This is a genomic window from Delftia sp. WSY_22 (assembly GCF_043104185.1).
Classification (GTDB): domain Bacteria; phylum Pseudomonadota; class Gammaproteobacteria; order Burkholderiales; family Burkholderiaceae_C; genus Comamonas; species Comamonas tsuruhatensis.
The window spans coordinates 344,992-363,080 of sequence record NZ_JBICKN010000059.1; the positions used below are offsets into that span (position 1 = coordinate 344,992).

Consider the following 18,089-nt stretch of genomic DNA (forward strand, 5'->3'; position numbering starts at 1 on the left):
GCGCGCCACTTCTTCCCCCCTTCAGGAGCACCCCATGAAACATGAACGAATGGCATCCGCCCACCCGCGCCGCAGTGCGCTGCGCCGCATGGCCCTGGCCTGCACGGCATTCGCCGCCCCTTCGCTGTGGGGGGCTGCACCCACGGCCCGCATCCCGGTCGAGGTCTGGAAGGACCCCAACTGCGGCTGCTGCCAGGACTGGGTGGTGCACATGGAGCACAACGGCTTTGCCGTCACCGTGCACGACACCGGCAACAGCGCCGTGCGCGCCAGGCTGGGCATTCCGGCGCGCCTGGGCTCCTGCCACACGGCCCTGGTCGAAGGCTATGCGCTCGAAGGCCATGTGCATGCGGCCGACGTGCACAAGCTGCTCAGGCAAAAGCCCAAGGCGCTGGGCATTGCCGTGCCCGGCATGCCCGTGGGCAGCCCCGGCATGGACGGCCCCGAGTACGGCGGCCGCAAGGACCCCTACGAGGTGCTGCTCATCACCAAGAACCTCATGAACAGCGACGTTTCCACCCGCACCTTCACCAGCTACCGCTGACCCCCGGAGCACACCATGCACAACACAGCCCTCCTTGTTTCCCGTACGTCCCGTACCGCCCTTGCCGTGCGCCTGGCCCTTGCCGCCGCGCTGATCCCGGCCTGGGCCTGTGCCCAAGCCACGGCCCACGACCATGCGGCGCATGGCGCGCAATCTGCCGAAACCGCACCCGCCGCCGCCAGCCAGGACCTCAGCGAAGGCGAGGTCACGCGCTGGGATGCACGCACCAGCAAGGTCACGCTGCGCCACGGCGAACTCAAGAACCTGGGCATGCCGCCCATGACCATGGTCTTCCAGCTGCGCGTGGCAGCACCCGAGCCCGCCCTCAAGGCGGGCGACAAGGTGCGCTTTCGCGCCGAGCAGGACCAGGGCGCCTTCGTGGTCACGCAGCTGGAAGTGCTGCGCTGAAGACCGGGTGCAGGGCTGCCGTTTCGGCTAAGGTGAAGGCCTGTCCATCACAGAGCAGAGCAGCGCATGCCAAGCACCGACTCAGACCCCGGCTCCATCACCCGCGTACAGGGCATCGAGGTAGGCCACCACACCGATGCCCGCCGCCCCACGGGCTGCACCGTCGTGCTGGCGCGCGGCGGTGCCGTGGGAGGCTGCGATGTGCGTGGCGCCGCCCCCGGCACGCGCGAGACCGACCTGCTGCATCCCTCCAACCTGGTGCAGCAGGTGCATGCCGTCATGCTCTCCGGTGGCAGTGCCTGGGGGCTGGACGCGGCCAGCGGCGCCATGCGCTGGCTGGACGAGCAGGGCATAGGGCTGGATGTGGGCGTGGGCCGCGTGCCCATCGTGCCGGCCGCCGTGCTGTTCGACCTGGCGGTGGGCGACAGCCGCATCCGCCCGGGTGCCGATGCCGGCCATGCGGCCTGCCAGGCCGCCAGCGCCGCGCGGCCTGCCGAGGGCAATGTGGGCGCCGGCATGGGCGCCTGCGTGGGCAAGGTCTTCGGCATGGATCGCGCCATGAAGGGTGGCATCGGCACGGCCTCGCTCACCGTGCACGGCGTCACCGTGGGCGCGCTGATCGCCTGCAATGCCGTGGGCGATGTGGTCGATCCCCACAGCGGCGTGCTGCTGGCCGGCGCGCGCAGCCCCGATGGCCGCCAGCTGCACGACACCTGCCGTGCCTTGCTGCGCGGCGAAGAGCCCCGGCCGCTGCTGGCAGGCACCAACACCACCATCGGCGTGGTTGCCACCGATGCACGCATCACCAAGGCCCAGGCCCAGCGCCTGGCCGTGGTGGCCCATGACGGCCTGGCACGCGCCATACGACCCGTGCACACCATGAGCGATGGCGACACGCTGTTCGCCCTGGGCACGGGCCTGGCCGAGCACTCGCTGGGCATGCTGACCCTGTCCGCCATGGCCGCCGAGGCCGTGGCCCTGGCCACGGTGCGCGCCGTGCTGGCCGCGCAGTCGCTGACCACGGCCGAAGGGCTGGAGCTGCCCTGTGCCAGGGAGCTGGCCGCCTGCCGGCCCTGACCGGGTTCAGGCCTGCAGTGCCACCGCCCAGGCGTCGTAGCCGTAGACGCCATCGGCATTGCCACCGGCGCGCAGCCAGTTGTTGCCGCGCGAGCCGATCTGGATCTCGCTGGTGCGCTGCATGCGCATGGCCTGGTAGCGCGCCAGGGCAGCGGGCACCTGCTGCGATCCCTGGGCGGCGTCCAGGTTGCGCGCCAGCACCACGGCATCCTCGATGGCCATGCCCGCACCCTGGGCCATGAAGGGCATCATCGGGTGGCAGGCATCGCCCAGCAGCGTGATGCGGTCCTGCGACCAGGCCGGCAGGGGATCGCGCTCGTACAGCGCGGTCTTGAGCACCGTGTCGCAGGCGTCGAGCAGCGCACGCGCGTCGGGATGGAAATCGGCATAGAAGCCGCGCAACTCCTCGACGCTGCCCGGCGTGGTCCAGGATTCCTCATGCCACGACTCCTGGGCCGTGGTGGCAAAGATGAAGGTATCGCGCCCCTGGTTCAGCGGAAAGGTCACGATCTGGCTTTGCGGCGTGGCGCCCCACCATTTGGTGAAGGCCTGGATGTCGGGCACATGGCGCACGCGCTCGGTAGGCACCACCGCGCGGAAGGCCACCACGTCCGTGAAGCGCGGGCTTTCGGCGCCAAACAGGGCCGCGCGCACCACGGAGTGGATGCCGTCCGCGCCAATGAGTGCGTCCAGCCCGGCCACTTCGCTGCCATCGGTGAAGGCGATGTCCACGCCTTGCCCCGTCTGCGTGATCTGGCTGGCGCGCTTGTCCAACTGCACCTGGTCCAGCGGAAAGGCATCGGCCAGGGCCGCCAGCAGGTCCGCGCGGTGGATGGTGAGCTGGGGCGCGCCATATTTGCGCTCGGCCTCGTCACCCATGGTCAGGCGTGAGGTTTCCTCGCCCGTGTCCCAGTTGCGGCTGATGCGGTGCGTGGGCCGTGCGGCGCTGGCACGCACGGCGGCGGCGATGTCGGCGCCCAGGCCATCGAGGGCGCGCACGGCATTGGGCGTGAGGTTGATGTCCGCGCCCACGCGCAGGAACTGCCGGCTTTGCTCGAACACCAATACTTCATGCCCTGCCTGGTGCAGCGCATTGGCTGCCGCCAATCCGCCAATGCCTGCTCCGACGATGCCTATCCTCAAACGCGCCATGGTTCCTGTCTCCTGCTGGTGGGGTCTATTCGGTGGTGATGCGCCCCATGATCCGGGGCGCATCGATGCAGGACATTGTCTTTTTGACGCGCCTCAAGCCTCAACCTCCGCAACGCCCGAATTGGGCACGATTCGTCCCCATCGGCACCGGCGCATGTCCGGCAGGCGGGTGCGGCAGGAGCGGCGGGTGAGGCCGGCGCCGCGGCCGCCTCAGTCCACGCGCCGCAGCTGCCCTTGCGCCAGCAGCTTGTCGCGCATGCGGCGCGTCATGGACTGGGTGCTGCCATCGGTGGCCGTGAACAGGAACAGCGTCTGCTGCGGGCTGACCCAGGTCAGCTGGGTGCGGATGCTCTGCCGGGCATTGGACAGCTCCACCCAGGTGCCCAGCGCCCAGTCCTCGGAGACCACGGGCGCCACGGGTGCCGCAGGTTCAGGTGCAGGTGCCACGGATGTCGCATGCGGCGTCACCTGGGGCCCGGCAGGCTCGCCAGGCATCCTGGTCGGCGACGCCGCAACGGCCGGGGGGGCAGGCAGCTCGTCCTGCAGCGCCTCGGGCAGCTCCAGGTCCTGCTCGGTCAGGGTGGCCATCTCGTGCGCCATATCGCTCGCCATGGGCTGCGGCACATCCAGCGGCACCGGCATGGAGGCCGCCACGCCGAACAACGACTGTGGCAGGCGCGCTGCCGAGGAGCCGGGCCTTGCCTGGACGGGCCTGGCATGGCCGGGCCCGGCAGCATCGAACTGGGAAGGCAGGGACGCCAGCACCGAGTCCGACCCATAGACGGTGGGCGGCACGGAGTCCAGATAAATATCCACGCTCTCTATGGGCTGGCGGACCACACCGGCATCCAGCGCATCCTGGTGCAGGCCGGCCAGGCGCGCGGCAAAGGCCTGGATCTCCTCCTCCGTGCGCCCCACGCTGCGCAGACCGGCGCGCAGCCGGGCCTGCAGGCGCGGCGCCAGCGCCACCAGCCGGTCGGTATCGCGGCCGGCGTGTGCGGACACGCTCCACAGCAGGCTGGGCACCAGGGCGAGGTAGCCGCCGGGGTCGCGGGCCTCGCTGCCGTCCACAGGCTCCTGGACGCTGGCAATCACCTGGGCCCACGGCCCCGTGGCGAATTCCAGGATGTCATCGGGTACGCCCTGGGCACTGGGCAGACGCCGGATGGCGGCTGCGATCTGCTCGGCCCGGGGCATGGCGGTTTCCGGCCAGCGCGGGTCCGCACGCCGCCCCTCCACGCGCCGGAGCGCGGCCGAGACGGGGCCGGTCACCGTGCCATCTTCAGGCGCTTCGCTCGGGCCCACGGGCTGCATGCCGCTGCCGCCCCAACCGTCACGCAGCTGCTGCAGCACCGTGGCAAAGGCCGATGCATCGGCGCGCTGCAGGGCCGCCAGCCGCATGGCAGCGGAATCGGCCACCTGCAGGAACTGGCCATAGCCCGGTGCAGACTCACTGTCGAACCACAGGCTGCGCGCCGTCAGCTCGTCGAGCAGCTGGCGCGCAGGGTGATTGCGGTCCTCGAAAAAGCGCGTGTCCTGGACCACCAGCTGCTGCAGCAGCGGCTCCAGCCGGCCCACCGTGCGCTGCACGGAAGGCAGCAGGCGCGTGTCGGCGGCCATGAAGCGCATCATGCGCTGCAGCGTATGCAGCGCCGCGCCGTCGTCGGCGCGCGCGCCCGGGGGAGGCTCCTGCGGCTCCTGCGGCTGCAGGGCCTGCATCAGCTGCTCCAGCTGGGCCGAGTGGTGCTGCACGGACTCCAGCGCCATGCAGCTCAGCGAGGTCCAGCCTTCGGGCAGCGCCGCCAGCACGGTGGGTGCCGTCTCGCTGCCCTGCCAGGCGGTGGTCTGCAGGCGGCTTGCGCCGTCCACGGCCGGCGCAAACTGCCCGGGCAGGGAATAGGCGGATGGTTGGGCCAGCGCCAGCATGGAAGAAGGCGCCGCAGCGGGCGCCTCGCGGTGTGAATCCATCCAGCGGGGGTCGGACAGCAGGGCGGCCACCAGGCGCCGCGTCAACTCATCTTCCTGCGCCTGCTGGCCGAAGGCGCCGTAGGCGCGGCTCTGTGCCACGGCATCGCCATAGTGTGAAGGCGCACGCCAGCGGTTCGGCCCCGGCATGTCGGTCTGGCGCCGGCCCGGCTCGGGCGGCGGTGCCACGCCATAGGCGGCAGGCTGCACGCCCTGGTCGCGCAGGGACTGGGCCACATGGCCGTACTCGGATACCAGCAATGCGCCCAGATGCTCGCGCATGAAGCCCAGCCAGCAGGCGGCGCATTCGGGCTCGACCCCGGTGTCGTCGATCACGCGCTGCAGCGCCTGCACATAGTTGTGGGGCCTGAGCGGGTTGCGTTCGGGCTGGACACGGTCCAGACCCTGGATGGCGCTGACCAGGGCATCGAGCTCGGCCAGTGCGATCTCCACCTGCGGCGCCACATGCTGCAGCAGGCGCTGGTGGGCCAGCTGCGACTGCAGCACGGAGTCATCCAGCAGGGAGAGGGAGGCGAAATCGGTGGTGCCGGGCACACCGGACATGCCCGGCACCGGCGGCCAGGCGGCAGCGCCACCGGATTGGCCAAAGCATTCCAGCAGCGCCAGCCCATAGCCCTTGAGCATGGCGGCCCGGTGGCGGGCCAGCAATTCCAGCGCCTCGGGGATTTCAGCGCGGCGCGGCAGGCCGGAGCCAGGCAGCTCGGCATGCTCCATGGCATGAGCCGTGCGCTGCAGCAGCCGCAGGATCAGCGCCTCCGAGCCGCGGACAGCCTGCACCAGGCAGGCCTGCAACGCGGCAACAGAAACGGGTGGAGGATTCATGGCCCGAAGAATACAGGCTCCAGCCCGTGCCGGAGGCGCTTTGAGGCTTGCCTTTGATGCTTACTTCAGTGCCTTGTAGCGCATGCGCTTGGGCTTGGCGCCTTCTTCGCCCAGACGCTTTTTCTTATCGGCTTCGTACTCCTGGTAGTTGCCGTCGAAATACACCCACTGCGAATCGCCTTCGGCGGCCAGGATGTGCGTGGCGATGCGGTCGAGGAACCAGCGATCGTGGGAGATCACCAGCACCGTGCCCGCGTACTCCAGCAGCGCATCTTCCAGCGCGCGCAGGGTTTCCACGTCCAGGTCGTTGGAGGGTTCGTCCAGCAGCAGCACGTTGCCGCCCTGGATCAGCGTCTTGGCCAGGTGCAGGCGGCCGCGCTCGCCGCCGGAGAGGTTGCCGACCTTCTTTTGCTGGTCCTGTCCGTTGAAGTTGAAGCGGCCTGCGTAGGCGCGCGAGGCCATCTGGAACTTGCCGACGTTGATGATGTCCAGCCCGCCCGAGATGTCTTCCCACACCGTCTTGTCGTTGGCCAGCGCGTCACGCGTCTGCTCCACATAGGCCATCTTGACCGTCTGGCCCACGATGACTTCGCCGGAATCGGCCTGCTCGCGCCCCGCGATCAGCTTGAACAGCGTGGACTTGCCGGCGCCGTTGGGGCCGATGATGCCGACGATGGCGCCAGCGGGGATGTTCATGGTCAGGTTATCGATGAGCACGCGGTCGCCAAAGCTCTTGGTGACGTTGTTGAACTCGATGACCTGGGTGCCCAGGCGCTCGGCCACAGGAATGAAGATTTCCTGGGTTTCATTGCGCTTTTGGTATTCGAAATCGCTCAGTTCCTCGAAGCGCGCGATACGGGCCTTGGACTTGGCCTGGCGGCCCTTGGCGTTCTGGCGAACCCACTCCAGTTCCTTCTTCAGGGCCTTGGCACGGGCTTCCTCGCCCTTTTGCTCGGACTCCAGGCGGTTTTGCTTCTGGATCAGCCACTCGGAGTAGTTGCCCTTGTAGGGAATGCCGTGGCCACGGTCCAGTTCCAGGATCCACTCGGCAGCGTTGTCCAGGAAGTAGCGATCGTGGGTGATGGCCACCACGGTGCCGGTGAAGCGGTGCAGGAACTGCTCCAGCCATTCCACGGACTCGGCGTCCAAGTGGTTGGTGGGCTCGTCCAGCAGCAGCATGTCGGGCTTGGACAGCAGCAGCTTGCACAGCGCCACGCGGCGCTTCTCGCCGCCGGACAGCTTGCCGATCACGGCGTCCCAGGCCGGCAGGCGCAGGGCGTCGGCGGCGATCTCCAGCTGGTGCTCGGAGTCGGTGCCGGCAGCGGCGATCTTGGCTTCCAGCTCGCCTTGCTCGGCAGCCAGCGCGTCGAAGTCGGCGTCGGGCTCGGCGTAGGCGGCGTAGATTTCATCGAGGCGCGCGCGGGCCGCGTTGACTTCGGCCATGGCCTCTTCCACAGCCTGGCGCACCGTGTGCTCTGGATTGAGCTGAGGCTCCTGCGGCAGATAGCCGATGGACAGGCCCTGCATGGGCAGCGCCTCGCCTTCGAATTCCTTGTCCACCCCGGCCATGATCTTGAGCAGCGAGGACTTGCCAGAGCCGTTCAGACCCAGCACGCCGATCTTGGCGCCCGGGAAAAAGCTGAGAGAGATATCCTTCAAGATCTGCCGCTTGGGCGGCACGGTCTTGGTGAGGTGGTTCATCGAAAAAACGTATTGAGCCATTCTGGTCCGAGTACTTGAATCGTTGATTTCTGCAAAAACCGGGCAACAAATCGGTTGCACGCCAGCCGTGATTATCGGCGCATGCGACAATACCCTGCGTTGCGGGTTCCAGTTGCCCGTGACATCAGCATTCCAGCTGGGGACGATGGACGCTGTTTTCCAGGCTCCCGACATTGAACCTCATCCGCCTACGACTGGTCCGGCAACCGCCCTGGTTGCCTCGGCAGGCTGATACCCAGCGCCCCGGACGGGCGCATCTTTGATCACATGACATTTGAAGAACTGAATCTGGCTCCCGCCATTCTGAAGGCCGTGCTTGAGGAGGGTTACGAGAACCCGACTCCCATCCAGGCACAGGCCATTCCGGCGGTGCTCGCCGGCCACGACCTGCTGGCAGGCGCCCAGACCGGCACCGGCAAGACCGCGGCCTTCACCCTGCCCATGCTGCACCGCCTCTCGCAAGGCCAGGTGCCGCGCAACAAGTTCGGCGGCAAGGGCATCCGCGCCCTGGTGCTGACGCCCACGCGTGAACTCGCAGCGCAGGTCGAGGAATCGGTGCGCAGCTACGCGAAGTACCTGGACATCAACTCCACCGTCATCTTCGGCGGCGTGGGCATGAAGCCCCAGATCGACCGCATCAAGAAGGGCGTGGACATCCTGGTCGCCACGCCGGGCCGCCTGCTGGATCTGCAGCAGCAAGGCTTCATGGACCTGTCCACCGTCGAAGTCCTGGTGCTCGACGAAGCCGACCGCATGCTGGACATGGGCTTCATCCACGACGTCAAGAAGGTGCTGGCCCTGGTGCCCAAGGAAAAGCAAAGCCTGCTGTTCTCGGCCACCTTCAGCGACGAGATCCGCGACCTGGCCAACGGCCTGCTGCGCAATCCGCAGTCCATCCAGGTCACGCCCAGCAACACCACCGTGCAGCGCATCACCCAGGTGATCCACCCCGTGGGCCGCGGCAAGAAAAAGCAGGTGCTGCTGCACATCATCAACGAGAACAACTGGAGCCAGGTTCTGGTGTTCACGCGCACCAAGTTCGGCGCCAACAACGTTGCCGAATTCCTGACCAAGAACAACATCAGCGCCATGGCGCTGCACGGCAACAAGAGCCAGAGCGCACGCACCCAGGCACTGGCCGGCTTCAAGACCGGCGAGCTGCGCGCACTGGTGGCCACCGACATCGCTGCACGCGGCATCGACATCGATGAGCTGCCGCACGTCGTGAACTACGAAATCCCCAACGTCTCCGAAGACTACGTGCACCGCATCGGCCGCACGGGCCGTGCCGGGCGCGAAGGCCATGCCGTCAGCCTCGTGTGCATGGACGAAGAAGGCTTCATGATGGACATCGAGCGCTTCACCAAGCAGGAAATCCCCGTGCAGGTGCTCGAAGGCTTCGGCCCGGAAGAAGGCGAAGTGGCCGAACCCATCGCCATGGGCCGCCAGACCATCTGGGGCGGCGCGGGCAAGCCGCCCAGCCGTGACGTCATGCAGGCCGCCGCCAAGGCTGCGCGCCAGGAAATGATGGACCGCATCCGCACCAACAAGGCTGCCCAGCCCGACCGCGGCGGTCGTGCAGGCGGCCGTGGCCAGGCAGCACCCAAGGCAGGCTCGGACGAAGGCCGCTCCGAAGGCAGCGCAGGCGGCCAGGGCCGTGGCCGCAACCACGCCGGCGCAGGCGCCAACAACAAGCCGCGCCGCGACCGCTTCGACGGTCCGGGCAACGGCTCCGGCGCTGCTCACCGCCCCAAGGCAGGTCCCCAGAACGCCCCCCGTCGCGGCCCGCGTCCTGACGGCGAAGGCGGCGGTGGCCGTCGCTTCGACGACCAGCCCCCGCGCGCTGACGCCCACCTGGGCACGCAGCTCGGCCATGCACGCAGCAGCGGACCGCGCGGCGGCGCCGGCGGCGGCCAACCCGACCCGATGCGCACCAGCGTGGACACCATGGCCGAACGCGGCCGCCGCGGCGGCGGTGGTTTCAACCGCGGTGGCGGCGGTGGTGGCTTCGGCGGCGGTGGCCGTGGCGGCTCCTCGCGCGGCGGCTACGGTCGCTGACCTGCACTGAATACCCGGCGTGCCAGGCGGCATGCCGGGCATTGCACCAGCCCAAAGGGCTGCATCTCCCCGGGGCTGCAGCCCTTTTGCATTGCACAGATTGCGCCTTCAGCCGACAGCGCGCCGCAAGCCTGCATGGCTATCATCCCGATAGCATTGCGGCCTGCGGCGACTGAAGGCCGCACCCCTTTTCCCGGATTCCCCAAGATTCCCCACGACTGGTTCCTCAAGGCCACGCCATGACACTGCTGACTCCACCCGCCATACCCTCCAGCCAGCGCCCCGATCCGGAGCTGCCACAGGGCCGGCTGCGGTGGTCGGCCCTGGCATGCACCGCCCTGCTGGCCGCCTGCTCCAGCACGCCGCTGCCGCCCTGGCCCACGTCCTCCAAGCCCCAGGTGGCCACGCCCACCCGCCCGGCCCCGGAAATACCCGTGGTGCCCCAGGCGACCACGCAGCCGATCGCACCGGCCAACAACCTCGTCCCCCTGCCCTACAACGCGGCCGTGGCGGCGCGCTTCCCCGACCCGGCCACGCGCTATGACACGCCCGGCCTGGCGCCGCAGCGCAACCAGTTCACCACGGCCAGCGAACTGTCTTCCTGGCTGAACAGCCAGGCCAGCAAATCCCTGGGCCGCGACACGCGCCTGGGAATCGTGCAGCCCGGCAGCTCGCAGCGCGGCAGCCCCATCCAGGCCCTGGTGGCCACGCGCGCTCCCGGCATCCAGCCGTCGGCGCTCTATGACAGCCGCCGCCCCACGGTCATGCTCGTGGCCGGCCAGCATGGCGACGAGCCTGCAGGGACCGAGGCATTGCTCATCATTACCCGCGAACTCGCTCCCGGCGGCCTGCTGGAGCCGCTGCTGCAGCAGATCAACGTGATCCTCGTGCCGCGCGCCAACCCCGATGCCGTGGAAGCCGGCACGCGCAATGCAGCCGATGGCACCGACATCGCCCATGACCACCTGCTCCTGAACACGCCGGAGGCCAAGGCCCTGGCCACGCTGGCACGCGACTACCGCCCCGTCGCCGTGGTGGACCTGCAGGAATTCCCGGCCGCCAGCATCTTCCTGCAGAAGTACCAGGCCATACAGCGCTACGACGCCCTGCTGCAGTATTCGGCCACGGCCAACCAGAATGAATTCGTGACCAAGGCTGCGCGCGAGTGGTACACGGCACCGCTGCGCACCGCGCTGTCGCAAGCCGGCCTGAGCAGCGACTGGTACTACACCACCAGCCAGGACCTGCAGGACAAGTCCATCTCCATGGGCAGCCTGGCGCCCGATTCGCTGCGCAACATCAGCGGACTCAAGAACTCGGTGGGCTATCTGGTCAGCAGCCGTGGCTCGGACCTGGGCCGCGCCCACATCCAGCGGCGCGTGCACACCCTGGTCACCGCCGCCACACGCATGCTGCATTCGAGCGCCGAGCGCGCCAAGGACCTCACCCAGGTGCAGGCCTTCGTGGCGCGTGAGACCGCCTCTCTCGCCTGCCACCAGCAACTCGCCGTCCAGGCCGAGCAGACGCCCGAGCAGCGCACGCTCACCATGATCCAGCCCGACACGGGTGCCGACCAGCAGGTGCGCGTGGACTGGAACGCCTCCCTGCAGGCCCGCACCACGCTGTCGCGCCCGCGCTCCTGCGGCTACTGGCTGTCCGCCAGCGCCCAGACCGCCGTGGACAGGCTGCGCCTGCTGGGCCTGCAAGTGCTCAAGGTGGCCGAGCCCGGCCAGCTGCTGGCCGACTCGTACAACGAGGCCCGCTCGGCCACGCCCGCCAGCGGCGCCTATGCGCTCACGCGCGGCGCCGTCGAAGCACCCGTGGGCAGCTACTACCTGTCGATGAACCAGCCCATGGCCAATATTGCCGCTGCGGCGCTGGAGCCCGACACGCCCTACAGCTACCTCGCACGCGGCCTGGTGCCCACGCTGAGCGACATGGCGCGCGTGATGGCCCCCCCTTCGGTGGTGTTCGAGGAAGAAGAAGACGCCGAATGACGGCAAGGGCGCCAGGGCACGCCGCCAAGCCCTGAGCGCCCGCCCATTGCGGGTATGATCCGCGCTGGCCCGTCAGCGGCCATACCTGCCCGTAGCTCAACCGGATAGAGCAATTGCCTTCTAAGCAATAGGTCGGGGGTTCGAGTCCCTCCGGGCAGGCCAATTCAGACTTCCAGATAGTCTCAAAACCTCTCAAAACCCGCATGTCTCCTAGGCCTGCGGGTTTTTCTTTGTCTCATAGCGTCTCAGGTGGCCCATCGACATACCAACAAAATCTTGGTACTTTCGTTGGTATCTCACATACCCACAGCCCCAGATACCAACACCGGGGAGTACCAACGGAAGCCGCCATGCCACTCACAGACACCTTCGTGAAAACTGCCAAACCAGATCCAGCCAAGACTGCGGGCAGCAAGTTCGCAGATGGCTACGGGCTGTTCTTGCTGGTTAAGGACGCTGGCAAATACTGGCGCATGGCCTATCGGTTTGCAGGCAAGCAGAAAACGCTAGCCCTTGGCACGTACCCCTCCGTCACGCTGGCGCAGGCGCGCAAACGACGAGAGGAAGCCCGGACGCAACTGGCTGCAGGCATTGACCCTGGTGTCATCAAGCAAGCGCAGAAGGTCATCAAGGCATCGGCTGCGGGGAACACCTTTGAGGCCATCGCCCGCGAGTTCCACGAAACCAAGCGCAGCGCCTGGAGCGACAGCTACTCGGAAAAATGGCTGCGCAACATGGTCAAAGATCTGTTTCCCCACATAGGGCGAATGCCTCTACCGGATGTCACGCCCCCAATCCTGCTGGGCGTACTGCGCAAGGTGGAGAAGCGTGGCGCCAACGAAACCGCCCACACACTGAGGCAGATCGCTGGCCAGGTGTTCCGCTATGGCATCCAAACGGGTCGATGCGAAGCCAACCCAGTGCCCGACTTGCATGGAGCCTTGGAGCCCGTGGTGGTCAAGCACATGGCCGCAGTGCTGGAGCCTCAGAAGGCCGGCGAGCTGCTGCGGGCCGTCGATGGCTACCAGGGCCAACCGACCACCAAGGCCGCTCTCCAGCTTTCCGCCCTACTCTTCCAGCGCCCAGGAAACATCAGGGCCATGGAATGGACTTGGATCGATCTGACAGCAGGCATGTTGACCATCCCGTCGCAGAGCATGAAGAGGACTAAGGTGCACAAGTTGAACGGGCGCCCCCACTTTGTTCCGCTTGCTCAGCAGGCCGTGGAAATACTGCAAGAACTGCAACCGCTCACAGGCAGGGGGAAATACGTGTTTCCCAGCCTTCTCACAGGGGAGCGCCCCATGTCCGAAAACACGGTGAACACTGCTTTGCGCCGCCTGGGCTTCTCAGGCGAGGAAATGACCGCCCACGGCTTTCGAGCTATGGCCCGAACGCTGATGATTGAACGTCTGCCAGGCATTCATGCTGACGTGATCGAGGCCCAGCTTGCGCACGGAAAATCCGGTCCGCTTGGCTCGGCTTACGACCGCGCTGACTACATGGAACAGCGCAGGCAACTTATGAATACCTGGGCTAACTATCTCGACCAAATAAAACAAGGCGCTGAGATAATTCCGTTTAGGCAAGCATGATTTCAAAAGAGAGAGCACTGATGACAGAATTTAATGAAGAGTTCATTGACGGCTTGAGTCGGGAAGAATGGCTTGCACGGAGCGACCGAGTCCACGCTCTAGCTTGGCAGGATGCGCAAGAAACGGTGGCAGGAATGGAGTTAGAAGAGAAGGTTGTTTTACCAAAAGAAATATCAGGACTGCATTTCAGAGCCAACGAGCAATACTCGCGGACTTTCGAGGCTCTACAGAATGAGTTTGGCGACCAATTACCTGCACTTTTTGCTTATTCACAATGGCTGAAATGGGTTTCGTGCTGGGATGGTGCTCATTGGTTCTCTCATTCGATAAAAAACGGAGTTGTCTTAGACAACGATCGTACCCGATCTTTTTGTACAGCAGTGGGCTACGCACGCAATGAAGGTTGGTCATACACAGTATTCAATAAACTGGCAGAGTTTACCCATCAACCGGTTTTCCAAGCCATGTCCGAAAAGTTTGGTCTAAAGGAAAAACCAGCTGATCATTTGGTCTTGGCTGCTATGGGGCTGCAGTGGCTTTGCTTGGCAAGCGATTCCAACCCAACAAAAGCCGAGCTTCTTGAATTTCTACATGAAGCTGGCGAGGCTGAATCCCTCTCCAATGGATTGCAAATGTGGGATGAAGGTGCTAAATGCGCGCTAGAAGAAATGGAATTGGATCCAAATAGTAAAGCAGCACTAGCAGCGCGTCGATTATTGGCAAAAACAGCTGCAGGCGTAAGGCATGCGCAGAACCAGGCTGTTCGCGAGCGAGTTGTAGCCAGGTATAAGTCTGAGAGGGAAAAATTCTCAAGCAAAGATGCCGCCGCCATCGCATTTACAAAGGATTTCCCATTTGAGTTTTCAACCATCAGGGATTGGTTAAAAGGCGCTTAATATGCCAGGGCTCTGCCTGCAGACCTCAGGCTATGCCGGCATACTCAGAGGCCTGCATGCAGACTGTCACAGTCTGCCTGCATAGGGCGGGATCTGCCCGCAGACTGGGTTCTCTGCTGGCATCAGAAAAACGAAAGTTCACTCCATACCGCAGCACATGATGCAACGCGGGATCAGATGGAGTGAACGTTGACCTCATTTCCCCAGTCCTACCGCCCCAAGCAAGCCGCTGAACTGCTGGGTATCGGCACCGCCACCCTCTGGCGCTGGATCAAGAGCCGCCCAGACTTCCCCCAGCCCATCCGGCTGTCCCCGCGCTGCACGGTCATCCCGGGCGACCAGCTCATCGCCTGGCGCGACGCCCAGGCCAAGAAGTGAGGCCCAACATGCCTTGCGTCATCTCACAACGTCGCTATACTGGTGCTGTCGCGCCTGTTAAGCGTGATCGGGATTGGTCTCCCGCTACAATCGCTGCGACGAAAGCCGCAGTTTCCGCCTTTGGTCTGCGGCTTTGTCATTCGCGCCCCTTTTTATGGTGGCTCGGCAGGCAGGCGCAAGCCTGGCCGGTTTCGCGCAAGCGGTTGTCCGGTAGACCAACCTGTCGAGCTACCGCCCTGATTGGTCTCAGTGCGGTGGTTTTTGCAAACTACAACCGCTTGGAGGCCTTCATGGCTACCTCTCCCCACGCCATTGCGACCGCGTTGCCCAACACGGGCACCCCAGATCCCATCCAATTGCACGCCCAGGCCCATAACGCCCTGAGCATGGCGCTGCATTACCTCAGCCAGCCGCATGCCAATGTCGCTGGTGCTCGCATCAAAGCTGTGCAAGCCCTGGCCGCATTGCGTGGCCTCGATCTGAGCCTGGAGGGGTAACACCATGACGATCAATAAAAACGCTGCGCGCGTGGCAGCGATGGCGGAGCCTTGCCAAAAACAGGCTAATCCCCAGCAAGCGGCAGGAATGGACTGCCGAGGAATATTTGGCGTCCCCCATCCTGAGGACGTGATCATTCCGATTCACACGGCTGCCGATGCTTTGGAATGGCTGGCAGAGGTCTTCAAAACCATCCGTGCGGAAGCCGGGACCAACAGGCGAATTGAAAGCCTCGCAAGCATGGGCGCCTTCCTGGCGGCAGATATGTCCGACCTGGCTGAATGCTCCTATGCCGCAATGCTGAAATCCATCAGGAATGGGGGTGCAGCATGAGCACCCCCATCAAATCGGGAACCAACCTTCCCAGCGCCGAACAGGCCATGCTGACCGCCATTGCCCATATTCAGCACACCCTTGAGCACCTGATGCGGGTGCGCTACGACGACAAGGAATGGGACGACAAGGATGTGGATGTGGACTTCGCCGTGGATCTGGCGCTGTCCCATATTCGCCTGCTGCGTGCGGAGCTTCCTTTGGACCGCAGCACCTTCGAGAACAAATGGTTCATGGCTGGCGCAGCCGTCAATCTGGGCGCCCAGGCATTCAGCCGGCCCTCTTCCCTGTACTACCGCTGGCTGACCGCTGCACAGCGTCAATTCGAGGTGCTGGTGGATCTGGTGGCCTTTGTGGATGAGGAGGCATGTCATGCCGCTTGAACGCGATCGCCTGCCCGTCCCGCGCGACTACTACGAGGGCCAGGGCCTGAGCCTTGGCAAGGGCAAAAAATGGGTCACCACGGCCTGCCAATTTCACCAGGGGAGCGACTCCATGCGGATCAACCTGCACAGCGGTGCCTTCGTCTGCATGGCTGGCTGTGGTGCCCGTGGTGGCGACGTGCTGGGCTACCACATGGCTGCCCACGGTCTGGAGTTCATCGAGGCCGCCAAGGACCTGGGGGCCTGGGTGGATGACGGCAAGCCCGCGCCCGCAAACCCTGCCCCATTCACGCCGCGCCAGGCCCTGGACGCCCTGATGACCGAGGCGAACCTGATCGCCATCGCTGCGGGCAACGTCGCCCAGGGCGTGGCCCTTTCCGACACCGACCGCGCCCGCCTCATGCAAGCCGCTGGGCGAGTGCAGCGCATCGTGGAGGTGTACGCATGAACAGACGAAACGATGCGGCCCATGCTGCAGTGGACCCGAGCGTGGCAGCCGCACTGGCCTACCGGCCACCGGCCAGGACAGTGCAGCCGCCACAAGAGCCCACCTTCCCGCCGCTGGACAGCGGGCCGGAGGACGTTGGTACGCAACCAGGTACGCGCCCCGGTACGCATGGGAACACGGTGGTGCTGACGTGCGGCACGGACCTGAACCCCGAGCCCGTGCGGTGGCTGTGGCAGCACTGGCTGGCGCTGGGCAAGCTGCACATCCTGGCCGGCGCACCTGGCCAGGGCAAGACCACGCTGGCGCTGGCCATGGCCGCAACCGTGACCATTGGCGGACAGTGGCCCGACAAGACCCGCTGTGACGCAGGCAACGTCCTGATCTGGAGCGGTGAGGACGACCCCGCCGATACGCTGCTGCCGCGCCTGCTGGCTGCTGGTGCTGATCGGAGCCGCTGCTACTTCATCGAGGGCGCACGCACGCCGGACGGAGAGGTCCAACCCTTCGACCCGGCCCGCGATCTGCAGGGTCTGCTGCAAGCCATCCAGCACATTGGCGGCGTGCGCCTGCTGGTGATTGACCCTGTGGTGTCGGCTGTCACGGGAGACAGCCACAAGAACACAGAGGTGCGCCGCGCGCTGCAGCCCTTGGTGAACCTGGCCACGGCCTGCGACTGCGCTGTGCTGGGCATCACGCACTTTGCCAAGGGTGGCCAGGGAGTGGACCCCGCGCAGCGCGTGGTGGGCAGCGTGGCCTTCACCGCCGTTGCCCGCGTGGTGCTGGTGGCCGCCAAGATCAAGAGCCTGGAGGACGGCCAGGACGCCCGCATTCTGGCGCGCAGCAAGTCCAACATTGGCCCGGACGATGGCGGCTTCACATACCACCTGGAGCAGTGCGAGCCGCTGCCTGGCATACAGGCCTCGCGCATTGGCTGGGGCGTTGCTGTGCAGGGCTCGGCCCGCGAACTGCTGACGGACCCCGAGGAAGAGAGCGAAGAGATCTCCGCAGAGAAGAGCGATCTCCCGATGCTGCTCTGGGCTGAACTGCGAGGGGGTACGACGCCCAGCAAAGCTGTGGAGACATCCCTGGCAAGCATGGGCTACAGCAAAAAGCAGATCCGCACGGCCCGCGAAAAGATGGGGGTCAAGCCGCAAAAAAGCGGCATGGGCGCCGGTTGGTACTGGTCACTGCCCGCCGATTTTCAGCCCAAACCGGAGTGGCTGGTGGCGGTGGGCGAACGCGAAGATGCCCTCGAAGATGCCCAAGGTGCCCAACTTTCAAAACAGGGCATCTTGGGCACCTTCGGGGCATCTTCGGCAGAAATCGCCTGCCCGGCCGCTGGTCCGAGGGAGGCCCTATGACCGCACAAGCCATCCTTTCCGACCTGCTGGCATGCGGCATCGATCTGGAGTGCACACCCGACGGCAAGGGGCTCACGGTCCCAGCCAACACCCTGACACCTGAGCAGCGCGCCCGGGTGCTGGCCCACAAGCCCGAGCTGATCCGCCTGGTGCTGCAGTCCAACCGCCTGACCCATCAGCTCCTGCAGGCCGCCATGCGCGCCTGCGACCACTGGAACGACAGCCCAGCCGCGCGCGAGCAGATGCGCCAGGACTGCCTGAACACCCCCCCACACCTTCGCGCCGAGCTGCTGGCGCTGTTGCGCAAGCAGTACGGGAGCAACAAGCCATGACAAACATCCATCTTGCACTGGATAAAAAACCAGCCATTGCCTAGAATTGGTCTAGGCGTCCTCGTGACCCACCGGTGTCTCTACTGTCAATTGCCGTGC

General features: G+C 65.7%; 17 protein-coding genes and 1 tRNA gene. 15 read left to right on the forward strand and 3 right to left on the reverse strand.

Annotation, left to right across the window (positions count from 1 at the left end):
• The first annotated feature begins 34 nt into the window (after positions 1 to 34).
• The 3 genes from ACF8NF_RS27260 (at position 35) to ACF8NF_RS27270 (ending at position 2,029) form a co-directional block, all read left to right on the forward strand.
• Entirely contained in the window at positions 35 to 544 is a 510-nt protein-coding gene (locus tag ACF8NF_RS27260; RefSeq protein WP_392451624.1) for a DUF411 domain-containing protein, read from the forward strand.
• A 15-nt stretch (positions 545 to 559) separates the two neighbouring features.
• Positions 560 to 952 (forward strand): copper-binding protein, encoded by a 393-nt coding sequence (locus tag ACF8NF_RS27265; protein ID WP_016449920.1) that lies wholly within the window; start codon positions 560 to 562, stop codon positions 950 to 952.
• A 66-nt stretch (positions 953 to 1,018) separates the two neighbouring features.
• Positions 1,019 to 2,029, forward strand: coding sequence for a P1 family peptidase (locus tag ACF8NF_RS27270; RefSeq protein WP_016449921.1), 1,011 nt, complete (start codon positions 1,019 to 1,021; stop codon positions 2,027 to 2,029).
• Between the two features lie 6 nt (positions 2,030 to 2,035).
• On the opposite strand, the gene ACF8NF_RS27275 is transcribed toward ACF8NF_RS27270, so the two are convergent.
• The 3 genes from ACF8NF_RS27275 to ettA all read right to left on the reverse strand — a co-directional run bounded on the left by ACF8NF_RS27275 (position 2,036) and on the right by ettA (position 7,711).
• Positions 2,036 to 3,181 (reverse strand): FAD-dependent monooxygenase, encoded by a 1,146-nt coding sequence (locus ACF8NF_RS27275; RefSeq protein WP_392451625.1) that lies wholly within the window; start codon positions 3,179 to 3,181, stop codon positions 2,036 to 2,038.
• Between the two features lie 210 nt (positions 3,182 to 3,391).
• Complete coding sequence (locus ACF8NF_RS27280) at positions 3,392 to 5,989, reverse strand: DUF1631 family protein (RefSeq protein ID WP_392451626.1); 2,598 nt, start codon at positions 5,987 to 5,989, stop codon at positions 3,392 to 3,394.
• 60 nt (positions 5,990 to 6,049) lie between these two features.
• Positions 6,050 to 7,711, reverse strand: coding sequence for an energy-dependent translational throttle protein EttA (gene ettA / locus ACF8NF_RS27285; protein ID WP_016449924.1), 1,662 nt, complete (start codon positions 7,709 to 7,711; stop codon positions 6,050 to 6,052).
• A gap of 267 nt (positions 7,712 to 7,978) precedes the next feature.
• Here ettA and ACF8NF_RS27290 point away from each other — a divergent pair, with 267 nt between their 5' ends.
• The 12 genes from ACF8NF_RS27290 (at position 7,979) to ACF8NF_RS27345 (ending at position 17,990) form a co-directional block, all read left to right on the forward strand.
• Positions 7,979 to 9,769: a DEAD/DEAH box helicase gene (locus ACF8NF_RS27290; protein WP_392451628.1), complete on the forward strand. Its 1,791-nt coding sequence runs from the start codon at positions 7,979 to 7,981 to the stop codon at positions 9,767 to 9,769.
• Positions 9,770 to 10,008: 239 nt separating this feature from the next.
• Positions 10,009 to 11,766, forward strand: a complete 1,758-nt coding sequence (locus tag ACF8NF_RS27295) for a M14 family metallocarboxypeptidase (RefSeq protein WP_280064648.1) — start codon at positions 10,009 to 10,011, stop codon at positions 11,764 to 11,766.
• A gap of 85 nt (positions 11,767 to 11,851) precedes the next feature.
• A tRNA-Arg gene (locus ACF8NF_RS27300) sits at positions 11,852 to 11,928 on the forward strand.
• 188 nt (positions 11,929 to 12,116) lie between these two features.
• Positions 12,117 to 13,361, forward strand: a complete 1,245-nt coding sequence (locus ACF8NF_RS27305) for a tyrosine-type recombinase/integrase (protein ID WP_392451629.1) — start codon at positions 12,117 to 12,119, stop codon at positions 13,359 to 13,361.
• Between the two features lie 20 nt (positions 13,362 to 13,381).
• Positions 13,382 to 14,257 carry a hypothetical protein gene (locus ACF8NF_RS27310; RefSeq protein WP_392451630.1) on the forward strand — a complete coding sequence of 292 codons (876 nt, stop codon included), beginning with the start codon at positions 13,382 to 13,384 and terminating at the stop codon, positions 14,255 to 14,257.
• A 189-nt stretch (positions 14,258 to 14,446) separates the two neighbouring features.
• On the forward strand, positions 14,447 to 14,635 hold the full coding sequence (locus tag ACF8NF_RS27315) for an AlpA family transcriptional regulator (RefSeq protein WP_230356440.1): 189 nt from the start codon (positions 14,447 to 14,449) through the stop codon (positions 14,633 to 14,635).
• Between the two features lie 290 nt (positions 14,636 to 14,925).
• Positions 14,926 to 15,132, forward strand: a complete 207-nt coding sequence (locus tag ACF8NF_RS27320; RefSeq protein ID WP_392451631.1) for a hypothetical protein — start codon at positions 14,926 to 14,928, stop codon at positions 15,130 to 15,132.
• Between the two features lie 4 nt (positions 15,133 to 15,136).
• Entirely contained in the window at positions 15,137 to 15,466 is a 330-nt protein-coding gene (locus tag ACF8NF_RS27325) for a hypothetical protein (RefSeq protein WP_392451632.1), read from the forward strand.
• Positions 15,463 to 15,849: a hypothetical protein gene (locus tag ACF8NF_RS27330; RefSeq protein ID WP_392451634.1), complete on the forward strand. Its 387-nt coding sequence runs from the start codon at positions 15,463 to 15,465 to the stop codon at positions 15,847 to 15,849. Before ACF8NF_RS27325 ends, ACF8NF_RS27330 begins: the two co-directional genes overlap by 4 nt.
• Positions 15,839 to 16,297, forward strand: a complete 459-nt coding sequence (locus ACF8NF_RS27335; RefSeq protein ID WP_392451635.1) for a CHC2 zinc finger domain-containing protein — start codon at positions 15,839 to 15,841, stop codon at positions 16,295 to 16,297. The genes ACF8NF_RS27330 and ACF8NF_RS27335 overlap by 11 nt, the downstream gene beginning before the upstream one ends.
• Positions 16,294 to 17,658, forward strand: a complete 1,365-nt coding sequence (locus ACF8NF_RS27340; RefSeq protein WP_392451636.1) for an AAA family ATPase — start codon at positions 16,294 to 16,296, stop codon at positions 17,656 to 17,658. Before ACF8NF_RS27335 ends, ACF8NF_RS27340 begins: the two co-directional genes overlap by 4 nt.
• Positions 17,655 to 17,990 (forward strand): hypothetical protein, encoded by a 336-nt coding sequence (locus tag ACF8NF_RS27345; protein WP_392451638.1) that lies wholly within the window; start codon positions 17,655 to 17,657, stop codon positions 17,988 to 17,990. The genes ACF8NF_RS27340 and ACF8NF_RS27345 overlap by 4 nt, the downstream gene beginning before the upstream one ends.
• Positions 17,991 to 18,089: the final 99 nt, after the last annotated feature.